Here is a 20,727-nt window from a genome sequence, read left to right on the forward strand (position 1 = left end):
CCCGGCTCCGCAGGAGGATCGACGGGGCCTCGCAGGAGGCGCGGCCAGGCCGAGCAGGCCGTGTCGCGCCCGGCTCAGGCCGGGGCGCCTACGCGCCGATCGGCTCCGCCCCGAGCGGGGCGGCCTGCCAGGTGACCGCCGAGACGGCGCCGAACGACGACCGGGCGAGCACGGCGTCGAGGACGCGCCGGGTGCGGCGGGCGGCGAGCTCGTCGCGCACCACGACGTCGAAGCGCAGCATCTCGGGCAGCTCGGTGAGCAGCACCGTCCCCGCGTCGGCGAGCTGCACGAGGTACTGCCCCTCGTCGACGCGCGCCGTCGTGTGCTCCGCCAGGAGCCGCCGCGACAGCCAGAACAACCCGGCGCTGTCGTGCGCGGTGTGGACGGTGGCCGTGACGGTGATCATGCGCACATCGTGCCCCGCGTTCCGCTCAGGCCCGTGAACGGCGTGTATCCGGCGTGTGAACCCTTGCCCCCGAGCGCGCGACTTGACATCGGTCCCGGCCTGCCTCATAGTTGCCCCGGACCACAGATGTGAGCGCTCACATGAAACGGTCACATCCGCTTCGTCGGGTCGGCACAGCAGCCGCACCGGCGACGCACGGCCCCGACATCGGCGCCGCCCAGCACCACCTGCCACACCCCCCGCACCGTCCCGCGTACCAGCGACACACCACCTGACGAAGAGGTCACCTGTGAACCGCACCGCTCGCACCGCCCCCGCCCCCGCCGCCTCGGCCCCGGGCCGGGCCGCAGCCGACTCCTCGGCCGCTCGCGCCGCCTCCTCGGCCCCCGCGCCGACCGCTCGCGTCGCCGCCGCCTCGGCCCTCCGCGCCTCCGCCCCCGCCTAGGCCCCCCAGCTCCGGCGCACCTCCCCGTGCGCCGGCCGGCTCGACGCGACCCCGGTCGCGACCCGCCGCCCCCGGCCCGGTCCCGCGACGTCCCGCCGCCCGGCCCCGCCGATCCCTGCACCACCCACGCAGCACACCATCCGTCATCGACGACGCCGTCGAGATGACACGGACACGAAGGAATCCCCGTGAACAAGAAGAAGCTCCTCGTCGGCATCGTCGCCGCAGGTCTCGCCGTCTCCCTCGCCGGCTGCGCCGGCGGCGGTCGCGGCGGCGACAGCGGCAGCAGCGGCGACAGCGGCGGAGACAACTCGGGCGCCCTCGTCGGCGTCGCGATGCCCACGAAGGTCTCCGAGCGCTGGATCAAGGACGGCGACGCCGTCAAGAGCGCGCTCGAGGACAAGGGCTACAAGGTCGACCTCGAGTACGCCGACAACAAGATCCCGCAGCAGGTCCAGCAGGTCAGCAACATGATCACCAAGGGCGCGAAGGTCCTCATCGTCGCCTCGATCGACGGCGGCTCGCTCAGCGACCAGCTCGACTCGGCCGCCAAGGCCGGCATCAAGGTCATCTCGTACGACCGCCTCCTGACGGGCAACGAGAACGTCGACTACTACGTGTCGTTCGACAACTACAAGGTGGGCGTCGACCAGGGCACCAGCCTCCTGACGGGCCTCGGCCTCGTCGACGCCGACGGCAAGAAGGTCGACGGCGCCGAGCCCAAGACCATCGAGGTCTTCGCCGGCAGCCCCGACGACAACAACGCGACCTTCTTCTTCAACGGCGCGATGGACACCCTCAAGCCCTACATCGAGGACGGCTCGCTGACCATCGGCTCCGGCCAGGACCAGTTCACGCAGGCCGCCACGCAGCAGTGGGACCCCGCGACCGCCAAGGCCCGCATGCAGAACCTGGTCGCGTCGACCTACTCGGGCGGCACCAAGCTCGACGGCGTGCTCTCGCCCTACGACGGCATCTCGATCGGCATCATCTCGGCGCTCGAGGGTGCCGGCTACTCCGACGACGCTCTTCCGATCGTCACCGGCCAGGACGCCGAGGCCGCCTCGGTCAAGTCGATCATCGCCGGCCAGCAGTACTCGACCATCTACAAGGACACCCGTCAGCTCGCTGACCAGTCCGTCGTGATGGCCGACGACATCCTCAACGGCAAGACGCCCGAGACGAACGACGACAAGACGTACGACAACAAGGTCAAGGTCGTCCCGACGTACCTGTTCCAGCCCGTCACCGTCACCAAGGACAACTACAAAGAGGTCCTGATCGACAGCGGCTACTACACCGAGGACGACCTCAAGTAGGTCTCCCCTCCCCGGGGCGCAGGAGGTGCGGTGCACCCGCTCCGCACCTCCTGCGCCCCACAGCTCCGCCCCACCCCATGCACGAAAGAAGGAACACGTGGCGAACACGATCCTCGAGATGCGCGACATCACGAAGACGTTCCCCGGCGTCAAGGCCCTGCAGGACGTCACGCTGGAGGTCGAGCGCGGCCAGGTCCACGCGATCTGCGGCGAGAACGGCGCCGGCAAGTCGACGCTGATGAAGGTGCTGTCGGGGGTCTACCCGTCGGGCTCGTTCGACGGCCAGATCCTGCTCGACGGCCAGCCCGTCGACTTCAAGAACATCAACGACTCCGAGGCCGCGGGCGTCGTGATCATCCACCAAGAACTGGCGCTCAGCCCGTTCCTGTCGATCGCCGAGAACATCTTCCTCGGCAACGAGCAGTCCAAGGGCGGCTTCATCGACTGGAACAAGACGAACCTCGACGCCGCCGGCCTCCTGGCCCGCGTCGGCCTGCGCGACAACCCCGTCACGAAGGTGACCGACATCGGCGTCGGCAAGCAGCAGCTGGTCGAGATCGCGAAGGCGCTGTCGAAGCGCGTGAAGCTGCTCATCCTCGACGAGCCGACCGCCGCCCTGAACGACGACGACTCCGCCCACCTGCTCGACCTGATCAAGAGCCTGCAGGGGCAGGGCATCACGTCGATCATCATCAGCCACAAGCTGAACGAGATCAAGTCGATCGCCGACAAGGTCACCATCATCCGTGACGGCAAGACGATCGAGACCCTCGACATGCACGCGGGCGAGGTCACCGAGGACCGGATCATCAAGGGCATGGTCGGCCGCGACCTCGAGAGCCGCTACCCGTCGCACGAGTCGACGATCGGCGAGGAGCTGCTCCGCATCGAGGACTGGACCGTCCACCACCCGCTCGACGCGAGCCGCGAGATCATCCACCAGGCGAACCTCACCGTGGCGGCCGGCGAGATCGTCGGCATCGCGGGCCTGATGGGCGCCGGGCGCACCGAGCTCGCGATGAGCGTCTTCGGCAAGAGCTACGGCACGGGCATCTCGGGCACCGTCTACAAGCGGGGCCAGAAGATCGACACGAGCACGGTGAGCAAGGCCATCGACGCCGGCATCGCCTACGCGACCGAGGACCGCAAGAAGTACGGCCTCAACCTGATCGACGACATCACGCGCAACGTCTCGGGCTCGGCCCTCCGCAAGCTGGCGAAGGCCGGCTTCGTGAACAGCTCGGAAGAGAGCACGGTCGCCGAGGGCTACCGCAAGAGCATGAACATCAAGGCGCCGAACGTGGCCGCCCTGACGGGCAAGCTCTCCGGCGGCAACCAGCAGAAGGTCGTGCTGTCGAAGTGGATGTACACCGACCCCGACGTGCTGATCCTCGACGAGCCCACCCGCGGCATCGACGTCGGCGCCAAGTACGAGATCTACACGATCATCAACCAGCTCGCGGACGCCGGCAAGGGCGTGATCGTCATCTCGAGCGAGCTGCCCGAGCTGCTCGGCATCTGCGACCGCATCTACACCCTCTCGGAGGGGCGCATCACGGCCGACGTGCCCGTCGCCGAGGCGACCCCCGAGTTCCTCCTGAAGTACATGACCCTCGAACGAGAGAGCCCCGTCAATGAGCGCGCCTAGCCCCACCCAGGCCACCGACCCGAAGCCCACGGGCGGGTCGCCCACCTCCCGTCAGCCGCAGAGCGGCTCCGGCGGCAACCCCCTCGTCGGGGCGGTCTCGTACCTCGGAGGCCAGCTGCGCCAGATCGGCCTCTTCATCGCGCTGATCGTCATCGTGCTGTTCTTCCAGATCACGACGAACGGCATCACGCTGGCGCCGATCAACGTGTCGAACCTGGTGGTGCAGAACAGCTACATCCTGATCCTCGCCATCGGCATGGTGATGGTCATCATCGCCGGCCACATCGACCTCTCGGTCGGCTCCATCGTCGCCTTCACGGGTGCCATGGCCGGCGTCATGATCACGCAGTGGGGCCTGCCCTGGCCCGTCGCGGTCGTCCTCTGCCTCGTGCTCGGCGGCCTGGTCGGCGCCTGGCAGGGGTTCTGGATCGCCTACTTCGGCATCCCGGCCTTCATCGTCACCCTGGCGGGCATGCTCGCCTTCCGCGGCGCGGCGCAGATCGCCCTGCAGACGCAGCAGATCTCGCCGTTCCCCCAGGGCTTCCGCGACATCGGCTCCGGGTTCCTCCCGACGTTCGGGTCGACCGGCTACGAGCCGCTGACGCTCGTGCTCGGCGCGATCGCCGCCGTGGCCCTGATCGGCACCGGCCTCCGTGGCCGTGCCACGCGTCGCAAGTACCAGCTCGAGGACGAGCCGTTCCTGTGGTTCGTCACGAAGATGGTCTTCACCGTCGGCCTCGTCATGTACATCGGGTTCCTCCTCGCCAGCTACTCGGGCACCCCGATCGTCCTCGTCGTCCTCGCCGTGCTCGTGGTCGTGTACTCGACGGTCATGAAGAACTCGGTCTTCGGCCGCCACGTCTACGCCATCGGCGGCAACCTGCACGCCGCCGAGCTGTCGGGCATCAAGACGAAGCGCGTCACGTTCCTGCTGTTCGTCAACATGGGCGTCATCTCCGCCCTCGCCGGCCTGGTCTTCACCGGCCAGCTGAACCTCGCCAGCGGCAGCGCCGGCAACGGGTTCGAGCTCGACGCCATCGCAGCCGTCTTCATCGGCGGCGCGGCGGTCACGGGCGGCATCGGCACGGTCACCGGCGCCATCGTCGGAGGCCTGATCATCGGCATCCTGAACAACGGCATGTCGATCCTCGGCGTCGGCAGCGAGTACCAGTCCCTCATCAAGGGGCTCGTGCTCCTCGCCGCGGTCGCGTTCGACGTCTTCAACAAGCGTCGCGCCGGCTCGAGCACCAAGTAGCAGCAGCGAACGAACGAGCGAGCACCAGCTCAGCTCGGCGAGACTCGTCGACCGGTCGGTCGGTCGACGGATCAGGAGGCGCGGCCCAGGGGGGACCGCGCCTCCGTCGTACCTGGGCAGAGCCGACGCCCGCACCTGAGTCCTCGACGGCGCCGGCCTGGCCCGGCCCGGGCGGCTGGCACCGGGGCCGGCCCACCGCCCCGGGGCACAAACCGAACGACCTTTAGGATCAGACAGTGGCAACCCTCTTCGACGTCGCGGCCGAGGCCGGCGTCTCGCACCAGACGGTGTCGCGCGTCGTCAACGGCGACCCCACCGTGCGCCCGGCGACGAAGGCGAAGGTCGACGCGGCCGTCGAGAAGCTGAGCTACCGGCCGAGCCTGACGGCGCGGGCCCTCGCCAGCCGCAAGACCCGCTCGATCGGCCTGATCAGCACCGGGTTCCCGTTCTACGGCCCGTCGAGCACGATGCACGGGTTCAACGGCGCCGCTCGCCGCGCCGGCTACCAGGTGTCGATGGCCACCCTCGACGGCGACGACGCCCGGGCCGTCCAGCAGGCCGTCGACGCGTTCGTCGGCCAGGCGGTGGCCGCCATCGTGCTGATCGCGCCGGACGCCGAGGCTCTCGACGTGCTGCGCTCCTCCCGGGTGGCGGTGCCCCTGGTCACCGCCGACAGCGTCGCCGAGGACGGCCACCACGCCGTGTCGATCGACCAGGCCGCCGGCGCCGAGCTCGCCGTCGAGCACCTCTCCTCGCTCGGCCACCGTTCCGTCGCCCACGTGGCGGGGCCGGAGGCCTGGATGGACGGGCGCGACCGCGAGCGCGGCTGGCGCGACGCGTGCGAGCGGCTCGGCCTCGACGCGGGGCCGTTGCTGCGGGGCGACTGGACGCCCGCCTCCGGGCACAGGCTGGGCCTCGAGCTCGCCGAGCGCGGTGACGTCACCGCGGTGTTCTGCGCCAACGACCAGATGGCACTGGGCGCCGTGCACGCGTTCTGCGACGCCGGCCTCGAGGTGCCGCGCGACGTGAGCATCGTCGGCTTCGACGACGTGCCGGAGGCGGCCCACTTCCTTCCTCCGCTCACGACCGTCCGGCAGGACTTCGAGGCGCTCGGCCGCCGCATCATGGACACGGTCGAGGCCGTGCTCGCGGGCGACGACGAGACCGTCGACGCCGTGCTGCCCGAGCTGGTCGTCCGGCGCTCGACGGCGTCGCCCCGGCGCTGAGCCCGCGCTGAGCCGTCCCTGGGCCGGCGTCGAGCTCGCCTCCGCGGCTCCTCTCCGGGGCCACCTCCGCGTTGCACGCACCACCCGCGGCGTGTGAGAATGTGAGCGCTCACTTTCGCGTGGGCCCCCCACCAGACCCGCCCCTCCGGGGCTCGCACCACCAGGACAAGGACGTTCCATGGCAGACACCACCGCCGCGCCCGACGCACACGTCGTCGGCGTCGACTTCGGCACGCTGAGCGGACGGGCGGTCGTCGTCCGCGTGTCCGACGGGGCCGAGCTCGGCACCGCCACCCACGAGTACTCGCACGCCGTGGTCGACCGCACCCTGCCCGTCGGCGGGGCGCGACTGCCCGCCGACTGGGCGCTGCAGGTGCCGAGCGACTACGTCGACGTGCTCAAGCAGGCCGTGCCCCGAGCCCTGGCCGAGTCCGGCATCGACCCGGCCTCCGTCATCGGCATCGGCACCGACTTCACCGCCTGCACGATGGTCCCCACGACGGCCGACGGCACGCCCCTCAACGAGCTCGAGCAGTTCGCCGACCGGCCGCACGCCTACGTCAAGCTGTGGCGTCACCACGCCGCCCAGGGCCAGGCCGACCGCATCAACGAGCTCGCCCGCGAGCGCGGCGAGTCGTGGCTGCCGCGCTACGGCGGGCTCATCTCGAGCGAGTGGGAGTTCGCCAAGGGGCTCCAGCTGCTCGAGGAGGACCCGGAGATCTACGCCGCGACCGAGCACTGGGTCGAGGCGGCCGACTGGATCATCTGGCAGCTCAGCGGCCGCTACGTCCGCAACGCCTGCACGGCCGGCTACAAGGGCATCCTGCAGGACGGCGAGTACCCGAGCCGCGAGTTCCTCGCCGCGCTCAACCCCGACTTCGCCGACTTCGCCGAGACGAAGGTCGTGCACGAGATCGGCGCCCTCGGCGACGCCGCCGGCACGCTGACCGCGGAGGCGGCCGGCTGGACCGGCCTGCCCGAGGGCATCGCCGTCGCCGTCGGCAACGTCGACGCCCACGTCACGGCCCCCGCCGCCAAGGCCACGCAGCCCGGCCAGATGGTCGCCATCATGGGCACGAGCACCTGCCACGTCATGAACGGCGCCGAGCTGGCCGAGGTCCCCGGCATGTGCGGCGTCGTCGACGGCGGCATCACGGAGGGCTTCTACGGCTACGAGGCCGGTCAGTCCGGCGTCGGCGACATCTTCGCCTGGTACGTCCGCAACCAGGTGCCGCAGTCGTCGGTCGACGCGGCGGAGGCGGCCGGCACCAGCGTGCACCAGTACCTGACCGACCTCGCCTACGAGCAGCCCGTCGGCGCCCACGGCCTCGTCGCGCTCGACTGGCACAGCGGCAACCGCTCGGTGCTCGTCGACCACGAGCTGAGCGGCGTGATCGTCGGCCAGACGCTCGGCACCGCCCCCGAGGACGGCTACCGGGCGCTGCTCGAGGCCACGGCGTTCGGCACGCGACGCATCGTCGAGGCCTTCAACGACTCCGGCGTCCCCGTCACCGAGTTCATCGCCGCCGGCGGCCTGCTCAAGAACCGCCATCTCATGCAGACCTACAGCGACGTCCTCCGCATGCCGATCTCCACGATCCGCAGCGAGCAGGGCCCCGCGCTCGGCTCCGCGATCCACGCCGCCGTCGCCGCAGGTGCCTACCCGGACACCCGCGTGGCCAGCGACGCGATGGGCAGCCTGGACCGCGCCTCCTACACGCCCGACCCCGCCGCCGCCGACGCGTACGACGCGCTCTACGCCGAGTACCTGCTGCTGCACGACTGGTTCGGACGCGGCGGCAACGACGTGATGCACCGCCTCAGGGCGATCAGCAGGGAGGCGCGGGGCGGCTCGCGCGCACCGGTCGCCGAGCCCGAGGCGCCCGCCGCCTCCGGCGGCTCGGCCGCCGCCGACACCGTCGGCACCGCCGCGGAGGTGACCGCGTGAGCTTCATCGACCGCGCCACCGAGACCGCCATCGACGAGACGCGTCGCGCCGTCTGCGACCTGCACGCCGAGCTGACCCGGTACGGCCTCGTGGTCTGGACGGGCGGCAACGTCTCGCAGCGCGTGCCCGGCACGAACCTGTTCGTGATCAAGCCGAGCGGCGTCGACTACGACGAGCTGACGCCCGAGAACCAGATCCTCTGCCACCTCGACGGCACCGTCGTCGAGGGCAGCCCCGGCAGCGAGCGCAGCCCGTCGAGCGACACCGCGGCGCACGCCTACGTCTACCGCCACATGCCGAAGGTCGGGGGAGTCGTGCACACGCACTCCACCTACGCCACGGCCTGGGCCGCCCGCGGCGAGTCGATCCCGTGCGTGATCACCGCGATGGCCGACGAGTTCGGCGGCGAGATCCCGATCGGCCCCTTCGCGATCATCGGCGACGAGTCGATCGGCGAGGGCGTCGTCGGCACGCTGGACGGCCACCGCAGCCGCGCCGTCCTGATGCAGAACCACGGCGTCTTCACGATCGGGAAGGACGCCCGCGACGCCGTCAAGGCCGCCGTCATGACCGAGGACGTCGCCCGCACGATCCACCTCAGCCGCCAGCTCGGCGAGCCGATCCCCATCCCGGCCGAGAGCATCGACGCTCTTTTCGACCGCTACCAGAACGTCTACGGCCAGAAGCCCTCAGGAGCACTCGCATGAGCATCGACACCACCAGCACCACCCCCTCCCACGTCGTCGACCCCGAGGCCTTCCTCGCCTCGAAGCAGGTCTGGTTCCTCACCGGCAGCCAGGGCCTCTACGGCGAGGAGACGCTCCGCCAGGTCGCCGAGCAGTCGAAGGCCATCGCCGACGAGCTCGCCGAAGCCTCGGGCGTGCCCGTCGAGCTGGTCTGGAAGCCCGTCCTCACCGACGCCGAGACGATCAAGCGCACCATGCTCGAGGCGAACCTCGACGACTCCGTGATCGGCGTCACCGCCTGGATGCACACGTTCAGCCCCGCCAAGATGTGGATCGGCGGCATCGACGCCCTCCGCAAGCCCCTGCTGCACCTGCACACGCAGGCGAACGTCGAGCTGCCCTGGGCCGAGATCGACTTCGACTTCATGAACCTGAACCAGGCCGCGCACGGCGACCGCGAGTTCGGCTACGTCCAGACCCGCCTCGGCGCCCCGCGCAAGACCGTCGTCGGCCACGTCAGCGACCCTCGCGTGCAGCAGCAGGTCGGCACCTGGATGCGTGCCGCTGCCGGCGCCGCCGCCATGCGCTCGCTGAAGCTCGCCCGCTTCGGCGACAACATGCGCTTCGTCGCCGTCACCGAGGGCGACAAGACCGAGGCCGAGCTCGCCTTCGGCGTGCAGGTCAACACCTGGGGCGTCAACGAGCTGGCGGAGGCGGTGGCCGCGGCCCCCGAGTCCGCGGTCGACGACCTCGTCGCCCTGTACGAGCGCGAGTACGACGTCGTCCCCGAGCTGCGTGCCGGGGGCGAGCGCCACCAGTCGCTGCGCGACGGCGCCGCGATCGAGATCGGGCTGCGCTCGTTCCTCGAGGCGGGCGGCTTCGGCGCCTTCACGACCAACTTCGAGGACCTGGGGGCGCTGAAGCAGCTCCCCGGCCTCGCCGTGCAGCGCCTGATGGCCGAGGGCTACGGCTTCGGCGCCGAGGGCGACTGGAAGACCTCGGTGCTGGTGCGCGCCGCTGCCGTGATGGGCGCCGGCCTGCCGGGGGGCGCCTCCTTGATGGAGGACTACACCTACCACCTCGTGCCCGGCGCCGAGAAGATCCTCGGCGCGCACATGCTCGAGGTGAGCCCGTCGCTGAGCTCGGCCCGCGCCTCCCTCGAGGTGCACGAGCTCGGCATCGGCGGCAAGGACGACCCGGTCCGACTCGTCTTCACGGCCGACCCCGGCGAGGCCGTCGTCGTCGCGATGAGCGACGTGCGCGACCGCTTCCGCCTCACGGTCAACGTCGTCGACGTGGTCGCGCCCGACGCCGACCTGCCGAACCTGCCCGTCGGCCGTGCCGTCTGGGAGCCCCGCCCGTCGTTCGCCGTCTCGGCCGAGGCCTGGCTCACGGCCGGCGCCGCCCACCACACCGTGATGTCGACGTCCGTCGGACTCGAGGCCTTCGAGGACCTGGCGCGCATCCTCGAGACCGAGCTGCTGATCATCGACGAGCACACCACCATGCGCGAGTTCACGCGCGAGGTGCGTTGGAACGCCGCGTACCACCGTCTGGCACGCGGCCTGTAGCAGCCGGGAGAGCCAGCCGAGGAGGCGGTCCGTGCGGTCCCGAGGGACGGCGCGGGCCGCCTCCTCGTTCGTCTGCGCAGCACCCGTGGGAACACCACCCGCGCCTCCGTGGTTGCAGTCGGCATGACCGTTCCCCTCTCGATCCTGGACCTCGCCCCCATCGCACCCGGAGAGACGGCGCGCGACAGCTTCGCGGCGTCCGTCGCCCTCGCGCAGCAGGCCGAGAAGAGCGGGTACCGACGCGTCTGGTACGCGGAGCACCACAACATGGCGACGATCGCGTCGAGCGCGACGTCGGTGCTGATCGCCCACGTGGCGAGCCAGACGTCGACGATCCGGCTCGGCTCGGGCGGCGTGATGCTGCCGAACCACTCGCCGCTGACCATCGCCGAGCAGTTCGGCACCCTCGAGACCCTGCACCCGGGGCGCATCGACCTCGGCCTCGGCCGCGCTCCCGGCAGCGACCAGCAGACGTTCCGGGCGCTGCGCCGCGACCCGGCGTCGTCCGAGCGGTTCCCGCAGGACGTCGTCGAGCTGCAGGCCTTCCTCGCCGGGCAGTCGCGCATCCCCGGTGTCAGCGCCACTCCCGGCGCCGGGACGAACGTGCCGCTGTACATCCTCGGCTCGTCGACCTTCGGGGCGCAGCTCGCCGCCGCGCTCGGCCTGCCGTTCGCGTTCGCGTCGCACTTCGCGCCGGACATGCTGCACGACGCCGTGGCGATCTACCGCCGCGAGTTCCAGCCGTCGACCCAGCTCGACGCCCCGTACGTGATCGCCGGCGTCAACGCCATCGCCTCCGACGACTCGGACGAGGCTCACCGGCAGCTCGCCGATGTGAAGCGCGCCCGCCTGCTCATGCTGCTGCGCCAGAGCGGGCAGATCACGGTCGACCGGACCTTCGGCGACGACGAGCTCGACCACCTGCTCCGCACGCCCGTCGGGGCGCACGTCGCCAGCATGACGACCTTCACCGGCGTCGGCACGGGCGAGGAGGTGGCGGACTACGTCGCCGAGTTCGCCCGCAGCGCCGACGCGGACGAGGTCATCGTCGCGCACTCGTCCCTCGCCACGTCGGCCCGCCTGCGCTCGGTCGAGCTGCTGGCCGACGCGCACGCCCGCGTCGCCGCGTAGGCCCCGGCTGGCCGACCTGCCCGCCGGCCCCGATGTCACCGGACGTCGGGCGTTCAGGAGACGACGTCGTCCGCGCTCCCGCCGGAAGGCGTCGCGACTGTGGTCGACCGCCGTCGCCTGAGTCCTCGACGCAGCCGGTCGGGCCGCGTCGTGTCGAGGAGCCAGGAGACGACGTCGTCCGCGGTCCCGCCGGACGGCGTCGCGACTGTGGTCGACCGCCGTCGCCTGAGTCCTCGACGCAGCCGGTCGGCCCGCGTCGTGTCGAGGAGTCAGGAGACGACGTCGCGGGCGGCGCGGCCGGAGGGCGCGGAGCCGGGGCCGCGACGACGTGACCTGATCCGTCGACCGGACGGGTCGACGCGGTTCTCCGCAGGGACCGGGACGTGCAGGAGGCGCGGGCCCTGTCGGACCCGCGCCTCCCGTCGATCTCCCGCCGGGGCTACAGCCCCGAGTGGTCGATCAGGGTGCGGCGTCGCCGACGTGCCACGAGCACCGTGCCGGCGCCCGCGAGCAGCAGCGCGAGCACGAGGGCGGGGAGCGCGTCCGAGCCGGTGAAGGCGAGCGGGCCGGAGCCCGCGGCCGTGCCGGAGCCCGAGCCGCCGACGCCGGTGCCGGTGCCGCCGGCCCCGCCGGTGGCGGGAGCGGAGGGCGACGGCGAGGCGACGGGGTCGGCCACGACCGAGACCGCGGCGCTCCGCACGGTGCGCGTCTGCACGCCCGTGACCGTGACCGTCCGGTCGCCCAGCGTGGCCGGTGCCGTCACGGTGAACGTCGCGACTCCGTCGATCACGTCGACCGTGCCGAGGCTGGCCCCGTCGAAGGTGCCCGACGCCTGGCGGTCGCCGTCGAGGCCCGAGACGACCACGTCGAACGTGGCGCCCGGCGCGACCTGCGTCGGCGCGGCGATCGTCGCGTCGGCGCTCAGCGAGACCAGGTCGCGGTCGAGCTGCAGCGCGTTCGCGATGGTGAAGAAGTTGTCGGTCTGGTCGATCAGGCCGACGACGTTCGCGGCTCCGGGGCCGTAGCCGGCGACGCGCAGCTGCGTGCCGGTGTGCTGCTGCGACCCGCCCGCCGCGGCGGTGCCGTAGGCGATCTTCATGGTGCTGCCGTCGACGGTGGTCAGCGCGGTGCTGAGCGTGGCCGGGGGAGTCGAGTCGACGATCTGGCTGGTGTGGGCGTGGTCGGCCGTGACGATGACGAGCGTCTCGCCGTCGGCCTCGGCGAAGTCGAGGGCCGAGCGGACCGCCTCGTCGAGGTCGAGCACCTCGCCGATCTGGCCGCACGCGTCGGCGCTGTGGTCGCGCTTGTCGATGGAGGCGCCCTCGACCTGCAGGAAGAAGCCGTCGTCGCCGTCGAGCAGGTCGATCGACTTCTCGGTCAGCGAGGCGAGCGACAGGTCGGTGCTGAGCCGTGCCGGGTTCGGCTGGCAGGTCTGCGGTGCGAGGTCGGCGCCTCCCACGGTCGCGGTCGTCGAGGCGAAGCGCGTGGGGAAGTTGCCGTCCGCGAAGGTGCCGAGCACCGGAGCGGTCTGGTCGGCGGCCGTCAGGGCGTCGAGGCCGGCCTGGTCGGTGATCCGCTGGTAGCCGCGGTCGGTCGCCTGGGCGTCGAGGGTCTGGCCGGTCCACTGCCCGGCGCGCGCCGTCTGGCGGAACGACGCCGCGCCTCCGCCGAGGGTGAGGTCGGCGCGGGTGCCGATGATCTGCTCGCTGATCGAGCCGAGGCCGCCCTGGTCGAGCGCGTCCTTGCCACATGCCGCGACCGTGTCGGGGCCGTAGCAGCTGCGTGCCGCGACGTGGGCCGCCTGCACGGCCGGGGTCGCGTCCTGCAGCTCGGCGGTCGAGACGTTGCCGGTCTTGAGGCCGTTGGCCTTGGCGATCTCGACGAGCGTGTCCTGCGGGGTGCCCGCGATGTCGACCGAGATCGCGTTGTCGTAGGTCTTCGTGCCGGTGGCCCAGGCCGAGCCGGTCGCGGCGGAGTCGGGCACGTAGTCGGGCTTGCCGTCCTTGCCGAGCGAGTAGGTCGTGTACTGGCCCGTGAGGGGGAGGGCGTCGATGCCGGGCAGGGTCCCGCCGGCGCCGTAGGCGTAGTTGCGGGCCGACGTGATCTCGCTGTCGCCCATGCCGTCGCCGATCAGCAGGATGACGTTCTTCGCCGGTCCGGCCTTCACCGACTCGAGCAGGGCGGCCGTGCTGTCGTCGGCGCTGCGGGCGGCCCCGCCGTTGTCGGCGACGTCGGCCGGAGTCGCCGCGAGGGCGACGGCCGGGCTGAGGACGAGGGCGAAGGAGGCGAGGGTCGCCGCCGCCCCCGTGGCCAGTGCCGCGCGGCGGCGGCGGGTGTTCGTGGGGGTCACGTGTCTGCTCCAGTGATCGTGGTCGCGGGCGGGCGTGCACTCCCTGCACGTCCGTGCCCAGCAGAACCCGCGGTCGTGTCCGCCCGGTGAACGGACGCGGTGCGGCAGGTGAACACCCCCGGACAGGGCACGTGAGACGACTGCGGCTACGGCGTGACCACGCTGCAGCTACGGCGCGACGTACAGCCAGAGCAGCACGACCGCGACCGGCTGCAGCCCGATCCCGCCGACGAGCAGCGTCCGGCGGACGACGGGCCGCTCGGAGACGGCCGGCGCGCCGAGCAGCGGCGTCAGCGGCAGCAGCAGCCGGAACAGGCTCTGCTGCGGCAGGAACACCGCCACGAGGTAGAGCGCGAAGCTTGCCGTGAACGCGACGGTCTCGTGGCCGAGGCGCAACGTCGACCGGCGGGTGAACCACACGGCGGCGAGCACGAGCAGCGCGACGACGAGGGCGATGCCTGCGATGCCGAGCCACCGGCCGGCGAGCAGGAACCACGGCGTCAGCGGCACGAAGGCCGGGCGGCCGACGTAGTCGACCCACCACGCCATCTCCGTCTGCAGGTAGGCGTCGTGCTGCCCGGTGGCGAGGTGCGCGACGACGGGCCAGGCGAGCCCGGCCGCGGCGACGGCCGCTCCCGCCGTCACGATCTGCACGAGGTCGCGCCGGGGCAGCACCTGCCACGGCCACGGCCGAAGCCTCAGCGACGACGCCGACGACGCCCCGGCGGCAGGCCCGGTGCCTGACGACGGGCCCGCATCCCGCTCCGTCCGCCAGCGCACCACCAGGTGCACGGCCAGCGCCAGTGCCAGTGCCAGCGCTCCCGGCCGCGTGAACGCCGCCACCACGCCGCACGCCAGCACGAGCCCGTACCGACGCTGCTGCATCGCGAGCACGCCCCCGAACAGGAGGAACAGCATCAGCCCCTCCGCGTACCCGACGGAGAACAGGAACCCCAGAGGCCCGAAGCAGAGCAGCAGCACGGCCCAGATCGCGCCGCGGTGCCCGACGGCCCGGTCGACGAGCCGGTAGAGGACGAGCGCGGCTCCAGCCCCGAAGGCCGTCGACAGCAGCAGGGCGGCGCCGCTGAACGGCATGCCCGTCGCCACCATCAGCAGGTGGCAGAGCGTCGGGAACACCGGCAGGAACGCCCACTCGTTCGGCAGCACGTTCCCCGCCGCGTCGGTCGGCAGCACCGTCGGGTAGCCCTGGAGGGCGATCGTCCGGTAGCGGTCGGCGTCCCACGACGTGGTGAAGTCGAGCAGCGAGAGCTCGGCGCCCGGCGTGCGGAACTCGACGCCGGCGAGGCGCGCGGCCTCCCAGACCACGGCGAGCAGCACCAGGGAGAAGACGCGCGACACCAGGTAGACGGTCAGCACCGTCGACCAGCGGGCGGGCAGCCACGACGCGAGGTCCGGCGACCGGCGCCAGCGGACGTCGGGGCGCAGCGAGGAGGCGGTGGTCGCCCCGTCGCTCACGGAGCGTCCCCGAAGCTGGTCATCCGGACGACGTTACCCTGCGACGGGCGGCGGGGCGGCTCCGGGGCACGCCGGGGTCGCCCAGGGGCCAGTCGGGCCAGCCGGGCCTGCCGGGTCGCCACGGGGCGCCCCGGCAGGGCACGATGGCCAGATGACCCTGCCCTCCCTCGCCGCGCTCGGCATCGACCCGGTCACCGCCGCGGTCTACGAGTTCGTGCTCACCTGCGGCGACACCGTCGACGTCGCCGCCATCGCCTCCGCCCGCGAGCTGGACGACGCCGTCGTCGTCACCGCCCTCGAGCAGCTGCGCAACATCGGCCTCGTGCACCGCACCGCCGAGGGCCACGGCCGACAGGCCCCCGGCTACGGGGCCGTCGACCCCCGCGTCGCGGTGTCCGCCCTCGTCGCCGCCCACGACGAGCAGCTCGCCGACGCCCGTACCGCGGTCTCGGGCCTGGGGGCCCTCTTCGACGACGGCCGCCGGGTGGCCGACCCGTCGGGCACGACGACGGTGCTGACCGGCCACGCGGCGGTGGGCGACTGGTACTCCCGGCTGCAGCACCGGGCGAGGGGCGAGTTCCTCGCGTTCGACCGACCGCCGTACGTGGTCGCCACGAACGAGTCCGTCGAGCGCGGTGCGCTCAACCGCGGCGTGCACTGGCGTGCGATCTACACGGTCGCGAGCTTCACGGTCGACGGAAGCCTGCAGGGCGTCCACCGCCTCGGGGCGGACGGCGAGGAGGCGCGGGTCACCCACGACCTGCCGGTCAAGCTCGCGATCGCCGACCGCCAGGTCGCGCTCGTGTCGGTCGGGCCGCTCGACGACCCGACGGCCGCCCCCGAGGCCCTCCTCACGGAGTCGCCCGCGCTGATCGCCGCCCTCTGCGACCTGTTCGAGTCGCGCTGGCGGACGGCCGTCCCCGTGCCCGCCCTGGCCGAGACGGCCGGCGCCGCGGGCGAGGGGACCGGCGCCGTCGTCGACTGGTCCGAGGTCGCGGCCCGGCTCGCGGCGGCCACGCAGGGCTCGGGCCCCGGCGTCCCCTCCGACGTGCTCGGAGCCGGGGCCGGCCGTGTGTCCGCCGACGGCCCGCCCGACCCGGCGACCGGCCTCCGCGCCCCGACCGTCGACGAGCGCGACCTGCTCGCGTTCGTGGCCGCCGGCGCCACCGACGACGTCATCGCCCGCCAGCTCGGGATCTCGCCCCGCACCCTGCGCCGGCGCCTGCACGACCTCTTCGACGAGCTCGGCGCGAGCAACCGCTTCCACGCGGGCGTCGAGGCGGCACGGCGCGGCTGGGTCTGACGTACGCCCCCCTCGGCTGACGCGCGCTGACCGGCCGCTCCGCGTTTCCTCGGCCCGTACCCCGTCGAGGAGGCGCGGGTCGGCGGGCGGCCTTGTCCAGTGGGCATCGTGGGGGACCGGGCGTACCCCGTTCGGCTGCGTCCGTGTAAATTCCGTGGCCGGTCGAGGACAGTGGCCGGGTTCGGCCATGGCCCCCGGTTGAGGGGCGTCGCATTCTCAGGTAATTCTTACGGATCGATCGTGCCCGACCGGGTGCGGCACCCGGAAGGCACCCTGTGATCACATCGTCCGGCCGACGACGGCCGAAGGCTCCACTCTCCGCTCTGCTCATCTCAGGACTCGTCGCCGCCGGCGTCGTCGCGCTGCCGGCCACCTCGGCCCTGGCGGCCGACGGTCCCGCCGTGGTCGGCGACTCCCAGTTCGCGAGCGGGTCGTACATCGTCACGCTGCGCGAGCCCGCGGCCGCGACCTACGAGGGCGGCAAGGCCGGCTTCGCCGCCACGGCCGCGCCCGAGGGCGCGCGCCTCGACGCGTCGGCCGCGCGGGTGCAGGAGTGGTCCGAGCACCTCGAGCAGACCCAGGCCGACGTGGCCGGGGCGGTCGGCGCCACGGTCGACGCGCACTTCTCGGTGACGACGAACGCGTTCGCCGCCGACCTCAGCGCCGACCAGGCGCGGGCGCTCGCCGCCGACCCGTCGGTCGCGGCCGTGTCGAAGAACGAGCTGCTGAAGCTCCAGGCGACGCCCTCGACCGAGTTCCTCGGGCTCGGCGACGCCGAGGGGAACGGCGGCGTGTGGGACGAGATCGGCGGCCGTGACGCCGCGGGCGACGGCGTCGTGGTCGGGATCATCGACTCGGGCATCGCCGCGGGCAACGCCTCGTTCGCGGGCGACTCGCTCGGCGAGCAGGACAGCGCCGAGCCGCACCTCGAGGGCGACTCGATCGTCTACGACAAGGGCGACGGCGGCACCTTCACCGGCGTCTGCCAGACGGGCGTCCAGTTCACCGCCTCCGACTGCAACACGAAGCTGGTCGGCGCGCGCTACTTCGTCGACGGCTTCGGCGTCGACAACATCGGCACGGAGGAACAGGGCGAGTACCTCTCGCCCCGTGACGGCAACGGCCACGGCTCGCACACGGCCTCGACCGCGGCGGGCAACGCCGACGTCGAGGTGACCATCGGCGACCGCGACTTCGGCACCATCTCCGGGGTGGCCCCGGCCGCGAAGATCGCGGCCTACAAGGTCTGCTGGGACGGCCCCGACCGGGTCGCCACAGACGACGACGGCTGCGCCACGCTCGACCTCGTCGCGGCCATCGAGGCCGCGGTGACCGACGGCGTCGACGTCATCAACTACTCGATCGGCGGAGGCGGCGCGACGAGCACCTTCTCGGCCACCGACCAGGCGTTCCTCGGTGCGGCCTCGGCGGGCGTCTTCGTCGCGGCCTCGGCCGGCAACGACGGCCCCACCCCGACGACCGCGGACAACGCGGCGCCCTGGATCACCACCGTCGCCGCGAGCACGGTCCCGAGCTACGCGGCCACGGCCCTGACCGGCGACGGCGCCTCGTACCTCGGCGGCTCGATCACGGTGCCGACCGGCGCCGAGGGCGTCAGCGGCCCCCTCGTCGACGCGGCGACCCTCGCGGTCGACGGGGCGACGGCGGCCGACGCGGCCCTCTGCCGTCCCGACTCGCTCGACGCCGACGCGGCCGCCGCCTCCGGCGCGATCGTGCTCTGCGACCGCGGCGTCTACGACCGCACGGCCAAGAGCGCCGAGGTCGAGCGCATCGGCGGCGTCGGGATGCTGCTCGTGAACCCCGCGCCCAGCTCGGTCGACCTCGACGAGCACGTCGTCCCCACGGTCCACGTCGACGCGGCGTCCTACGACGCCCTGCACGCCTACGCGGCCACGGAGGGCGCGACGGTCACCCTCGTCGACGGCAACCCCGCCGGCCTGCCCGAGCCCGCCACGCCCCAGATCGCCGGCTTCTCGTCGCGCGGTCCGGTGACGGCGGACGGCGGCAACCTGCTGAAGCCCGACATCTCCGCGCCCGGCGTCGCGATCCTCGCCGACGGCGCCAACGCCGCGGGCGAGCCCGGCAGCTTCGAGTTCCTCTCGGGCACGTCGATGTCGTCGCCGCACGTCGCGGGCCTCGCGGCGCTCTACCTGTCGCGCACCGTGCACCCCGACTGGACCCCGGCCGAGGTGAAGTCGGCGATGATGACCACCGCCTACGACCTCGTCGGAGCCGACGGCGCCCCGACCCAGGACGTCTTCGCCCAGGGCGCCGGCCACGTCGACCCCACGGCCTTCCTCGACCCGGGCCTGCTCTACCGCAGCGGGACGGCCGACTGGCAGGCGTACGTCGACTCGATCGACACGATCGAGGGCACCGACTCGTCGCTGAACCTCCCCTCGATCAGCGTCGGCTCGCTCGCGGGCACGACGACGGTCACCCGGTCGGTCACGGCGACGAGCCCCGGCACCTGGACGGCCGAGCCGGTCACCATGGCCGGCGTCACGGCCGAGGTCTCGCCCTCGACGCTGACCTTCGGGGAGGCAGGCGAGACTCAGGACTACACGGTCACCTTCACCCGCACCACGGCCGCGCTCGACGAGTTCGCCACCGGCTACCTGACGTGGACCGACGGCACCCGGGACGCGCGCAGCCCGCTCGCGGTGCGGCCCGTCCAGCTGGACGTCGCCGCGGAGTTCGCGGGCGAGGGCGTGACGGGCGAGGCGACGGTCGACGTGACCGCCGGCGACGCCCTGTCGCTGCCGCTCGCCGCCGAGGGCCTCGCCCTCGGCCAGGTCGCGACGGGCTCCGGCACCGCCGGCGCCGACGCCGCCCAGGTGCCGCTCACGGTCGCCGAGGGCACGACGCACGCGCGCTTCGTGCTCGACTCGGCCGAGGACACGGCCGACCTCGACCTGCTGCTGTACACGGCCGACGCGTCGGGCCAGCCCGACGAGCTGGTCGGGGCCGCGGCCACCGGCTCGGCCGACGAGCAGCTCGACGTGGAGACGCCGGCGGCAGGCCAGTACGTGCTGCTCGTCGACTTCTACTCGGGCGCGGGCGACCTCGGCTGGACGCTGACGTCGTACCTGCTCGACCCGGCCGCGGCTCAGGGCGGCCTCGTCGTCGACCCGGCCGTGCTCGAGGCCGGGCTCGGCGAGACCACGACGGTCACCGCCTCCTGGTCCGACCTCGCGTACGAGAGCAGCTACCTCGGCCGCGTCGTCTACGGCGACACGGGCACGGCGAGCTACCTCACCGTCACGACCGGCGAGGAGCCCGAGACGCCGGTCGACCCGGGCCCCGGCCCGGGGGAGCCCGGCGGGCCCGGCCACGGCGGCCCCGGCCACGGCGGCTTCGACCTGCCCGGCCTGATCGGCTGGATCTGGGGCGCCATCGGCGACCTGTTCCACCACTGGTTCCCGGGGCTGCCCTGGCGCTGAGCCGAGGCTGACGCCACAGCGGGCTGACGCCGCTGCGNACGCGCCGGACGACGCGCCGGATGGCCCCTGAGCGCACCCTGCGCCTCCGGGAAACACGAAGGGACTAGGTTCGTCACTCGTGACTGGACAGAACGGCAACACCATGCGCGTGGTGAGCTACAACCTGCGCGAGCACACCGCCAAGGGCGAGATCCGGGCCCTCGCAGAGGACCACCACGCCGACGTGCTCTGCCTGCAGGAGGCCGACACGAAGGACATCCCCGACGAGTTCGGCGAGTTCTCGCTCGCCGCGTCGACCCGGAACAACCGGCTCGGGCTCGCGGCGTACTACCGCCGCTCCCGCTTCGAGCTGCTGGGCACGAACGTCTACGCGCTGAAGAAGAGCATGCACGACCGCGTCATGTCGCCCGCGCACGAGCGCCTGCTGGCGATGCACCTGCACGACCGCATCTCGGGCGCGGACGTGCTTATCGGGTCGTTCCACGCCGCACCGCTCACC

At 72.6% G+C, this 20,727-nt stretch carries 14 protein-coding genes and 1 pseudogene; 12 read left to right on the forward strand and 3 right to left on the reverse strand.

Annotated features, from left to right (window positions below; genetic code table 11):
- Positions 1-88: 88 nt before the first annotated feature.
- Entirely contained in the window at positions 89-406 is a 318-nt protein-coding gene (locus IFT90_RS13480; protein WP_192042727.1) for a hypothetical protein, read from the reverse strand.
- Between the two features lie 289 nt (positions 407-695).
- Here IFT90_RS13480 and IFT90_RS13485 point away from each other — a divergent pair, with 289 nt between their 5' ends.
- The 9 genes from IFT90_RS13485 (at position 696) to IFT90_RS13525 (ending at position 11,635) form a co-directional block, all read left to right on the forward strand.
- A complete protein-coding gene (locus IFT90_RS13485) occupies positions 696-851 on the forward strand; it encodes a hypothetical protein (RefSeq protein WP_192042728.1) in 156 nt (51 codons plus the stop codon).
- A 188-nt stretch (positions 852-1,039) separates the two neighbouring features.
- Positions 1,040-2,170 carry a multiple monosaccharide ABC transporter substrate-binding protein gene (gene chvE, locus IFT90_RS13490; protein ID WP_192042729.1) on the forward strand — a complete coding sequence of 377 codons (1,131 nt, stop codon included), beginning with the start codon at positions 1,040-1,042 and terminating at the stop codon, positions 2,168-2,170.
- A gap of 97 nt (positions 2,171-2,267) precedes the next feature.
- Positions 2,268-3,818 (forward strand): multiple monosaccharide ABC transporter ATP-binding protein, encoded by a 1,551-nt coding sequence (gene mmsA / locus IFT90_RS13495; RefSeq protein ID WP_192042730.1) that lies wholly within the window; start codon positions 2,268-2,270, stop codon positions 3,816-3,818.
- On the forward strand, positions 3,805-5,073 hold the full coding sequence (mmsB, locus tag IFT90_RS13500; protein WP_192042731.1) for a multiple monosaccharide ABC transporter permease: 1,269 nt from the start codon (positions 3,805-3,807) through the stop codon (positions 5,071-5,073). Before mmsA ends, mmsB begins: the two co-directional genes overlap by 14 nt.
- Before the next feature lie 236 nt (positions 5,074-5,309).
- Positions 5,310-6,299, forward strand: a complete 990-nt coding sequence (locus IFT90_RS13505) for a LacI family DNA-binding transcriptional regulator (protein ID WP_192042732.1) — start codon at positions 5,310-5,312, stop codon at positions 6,297-6,299.
- Between the two features lie 178 nt (positions 6,300-6,477).
- The gene (gene araB, locus IFT90_RS13510) at positions 6,478-8,247 is read left to right on the forward strand and encodes a ribulokinase (protein ID WP_192042733.1); all 1,770 of its coding nucleotides are present in this window, start codon (positions 6,478-6,480) and stop codon (positions 8,245-8,247) included.
- Positions 8,244-8,954 carry an L-ribulose-5-phosphate 4-epimerase gene (locus tag IFT90_RS13515; RefSeq protein WP_371740943.1) on the forward strand — a complete coding sequence of 237 codons (711 nt, stop codon included), beginning with the start codon at positions 8,244-8,246 and terminating at the stop codon, positions 8,952-8,954. The genes araB and IFT90_RS13515 overlap by 4 nt, the downstream gene beginning before the upstream one ends.
- A complete protein-coding gene (araA, locus tag IFT90_RS13520; protein ID WP_192042734.1) occupies positions 8,951-10,504 on the forward strand; it encodes an L-arabinose isomerase in 1,554 nt (517 codons plus the stop codon). The genes IFT90_RS13515 and araA overlap by 4 nt, the downstream gene beginning before the upstream one ends.
- A 123-nt stretch (positions 10,505-10,627) precedes the next feature.
- Entirely contained in the window at positions 10,628-11,635 is a 1,008-nt protein-coding gene (locus tag IFT90_RS13525; protein ID WP_192042735.1) for an LLM class flavin-dependent oxidoreductase, read from the forward strand.
- 439 nt (positions 11,636-12,074) lie between these two features.
- On the opposite strand, the gene phoA is transcribed toward IFT90_RS13525, so the two are convergent.
- Together phoA and IFT90_RS13535 are read right to left on the reverse strand one after the other, a co-directional pair.
- Positions 12,075-13,985: an alkaline phosphatase gene (gene phoA / locus IFT90_RS13530; RefSeq protein WP_371740942.1), complete on the reverse strand. Its 1,911-nt coding sequence runs from the start codon at positions 13,983-13,985 to the stop codon at positions 12,075-12,077.
- 168 nt (positions 13,986-14,153) lie between these two features.
- The gene (locus tag IFT90_RS13535) at positions 14,154-15,461 is read right to left on the reverse strand and encodes a hypothetical protein (protein WP_192042736.1); all 1,308 of its coding nucleotides are present in this window, start codon (positions 15,459-15,461) and stop codon (positions 14,154-14,156) included.
- 151 nt (positions 15,462-15,612) lie between these two features.
- Here IFT90_RS13535 and IFT90_RS13540 point away from each other — a divergent pair, with 151 nt between their 5' ends.
- The 3 genes and pseudogenes from IFT90_RS13540 to IFT90_RS13550 form a co-directional block, all read left to right on the forward strand.
- Positions 15,613-16,764: a LuxR C-terminal-related transcriptional regulator gene (locus tag IFT90_RS13540; protein ID WP_192042737.1), complete on the forward strand. Its 1,152-nt coding sequence runs from the start codon at positions 15,613-15,615 to the stop codon at positions 16,762-16,764.
- A 275-nt stretch (positions 16,765-17,039) separates the two neighbouring features.
- Entirely contained in the window at positions 17,040-20,228 is a 3,189-nt protein-coding gene (locus IFT90_RS13545) for a S8 family peptidase (protein WP_192042738.1), read from the forward strand.
- A 118-nt stretch (positions 20,229-20,346) separates the two neighbouring features.
- A pseudogene (locus IFT90_RS13550) lies at positions 20,347-20,727 on the forward strand (endonuclease/exonuclease/phosphatase family protein); the annotation flags it as partial.

Origin of the sequence: Frigoribacterium sp. CFBP 8766, from assembly GCF_014841435.1 — a bacterium.
Classification (GTDB): Bacteria; Actinomycetota; Actinomycetes; order Actinomycetales; family Microbacteriaceae; genus Frigoribacterium.

Excerpts from the sequence above, each read along its gene's own strand:
- IFT90_RS13540 (WP_192042737.1), top strand. The coding sequence starts at position 15,613 with ATGACCCTGCCCTCCCTCGCCGCGCTCGGCATCGACCCGGTCACCGCC.
- mmsB (WP_192042731.1), top strand. The coding sequence starts at position 3,805 with ATGAGCGCGCCTAGCCCCACCCAGGCCACCGACCCGAAGCCCACGGGC.
- IFT90_RS13525 (WP_192042735.1), top strand. The coding sequence starts at position 10,628 with ATGACCGTTCCCCTCTCGATCCTGGACCTCGCCCCCATCGCACCCGGA.
- IFT90_RS13480 (WP_192042727.1), bottom strand. The coding sequence starts at position 406 with ATGATCACCGTCACGGCCACCGTCCACACCGCGCACGACAGCGCCGGG.
- araB (WP_192042733.1), top strand. The coding sequence starts at position 6,478 with ATGGCAGACACCACCGCCGCGCCCGACGCACACGTCGTCGGCGTCGAC.
- araA (WP_192042734.1), top strand. The coding sequence starts at position 8,951 with ATGAGCATCGACACCACCAGCACCACCCCCTCCCACGTCGTCGACCCC.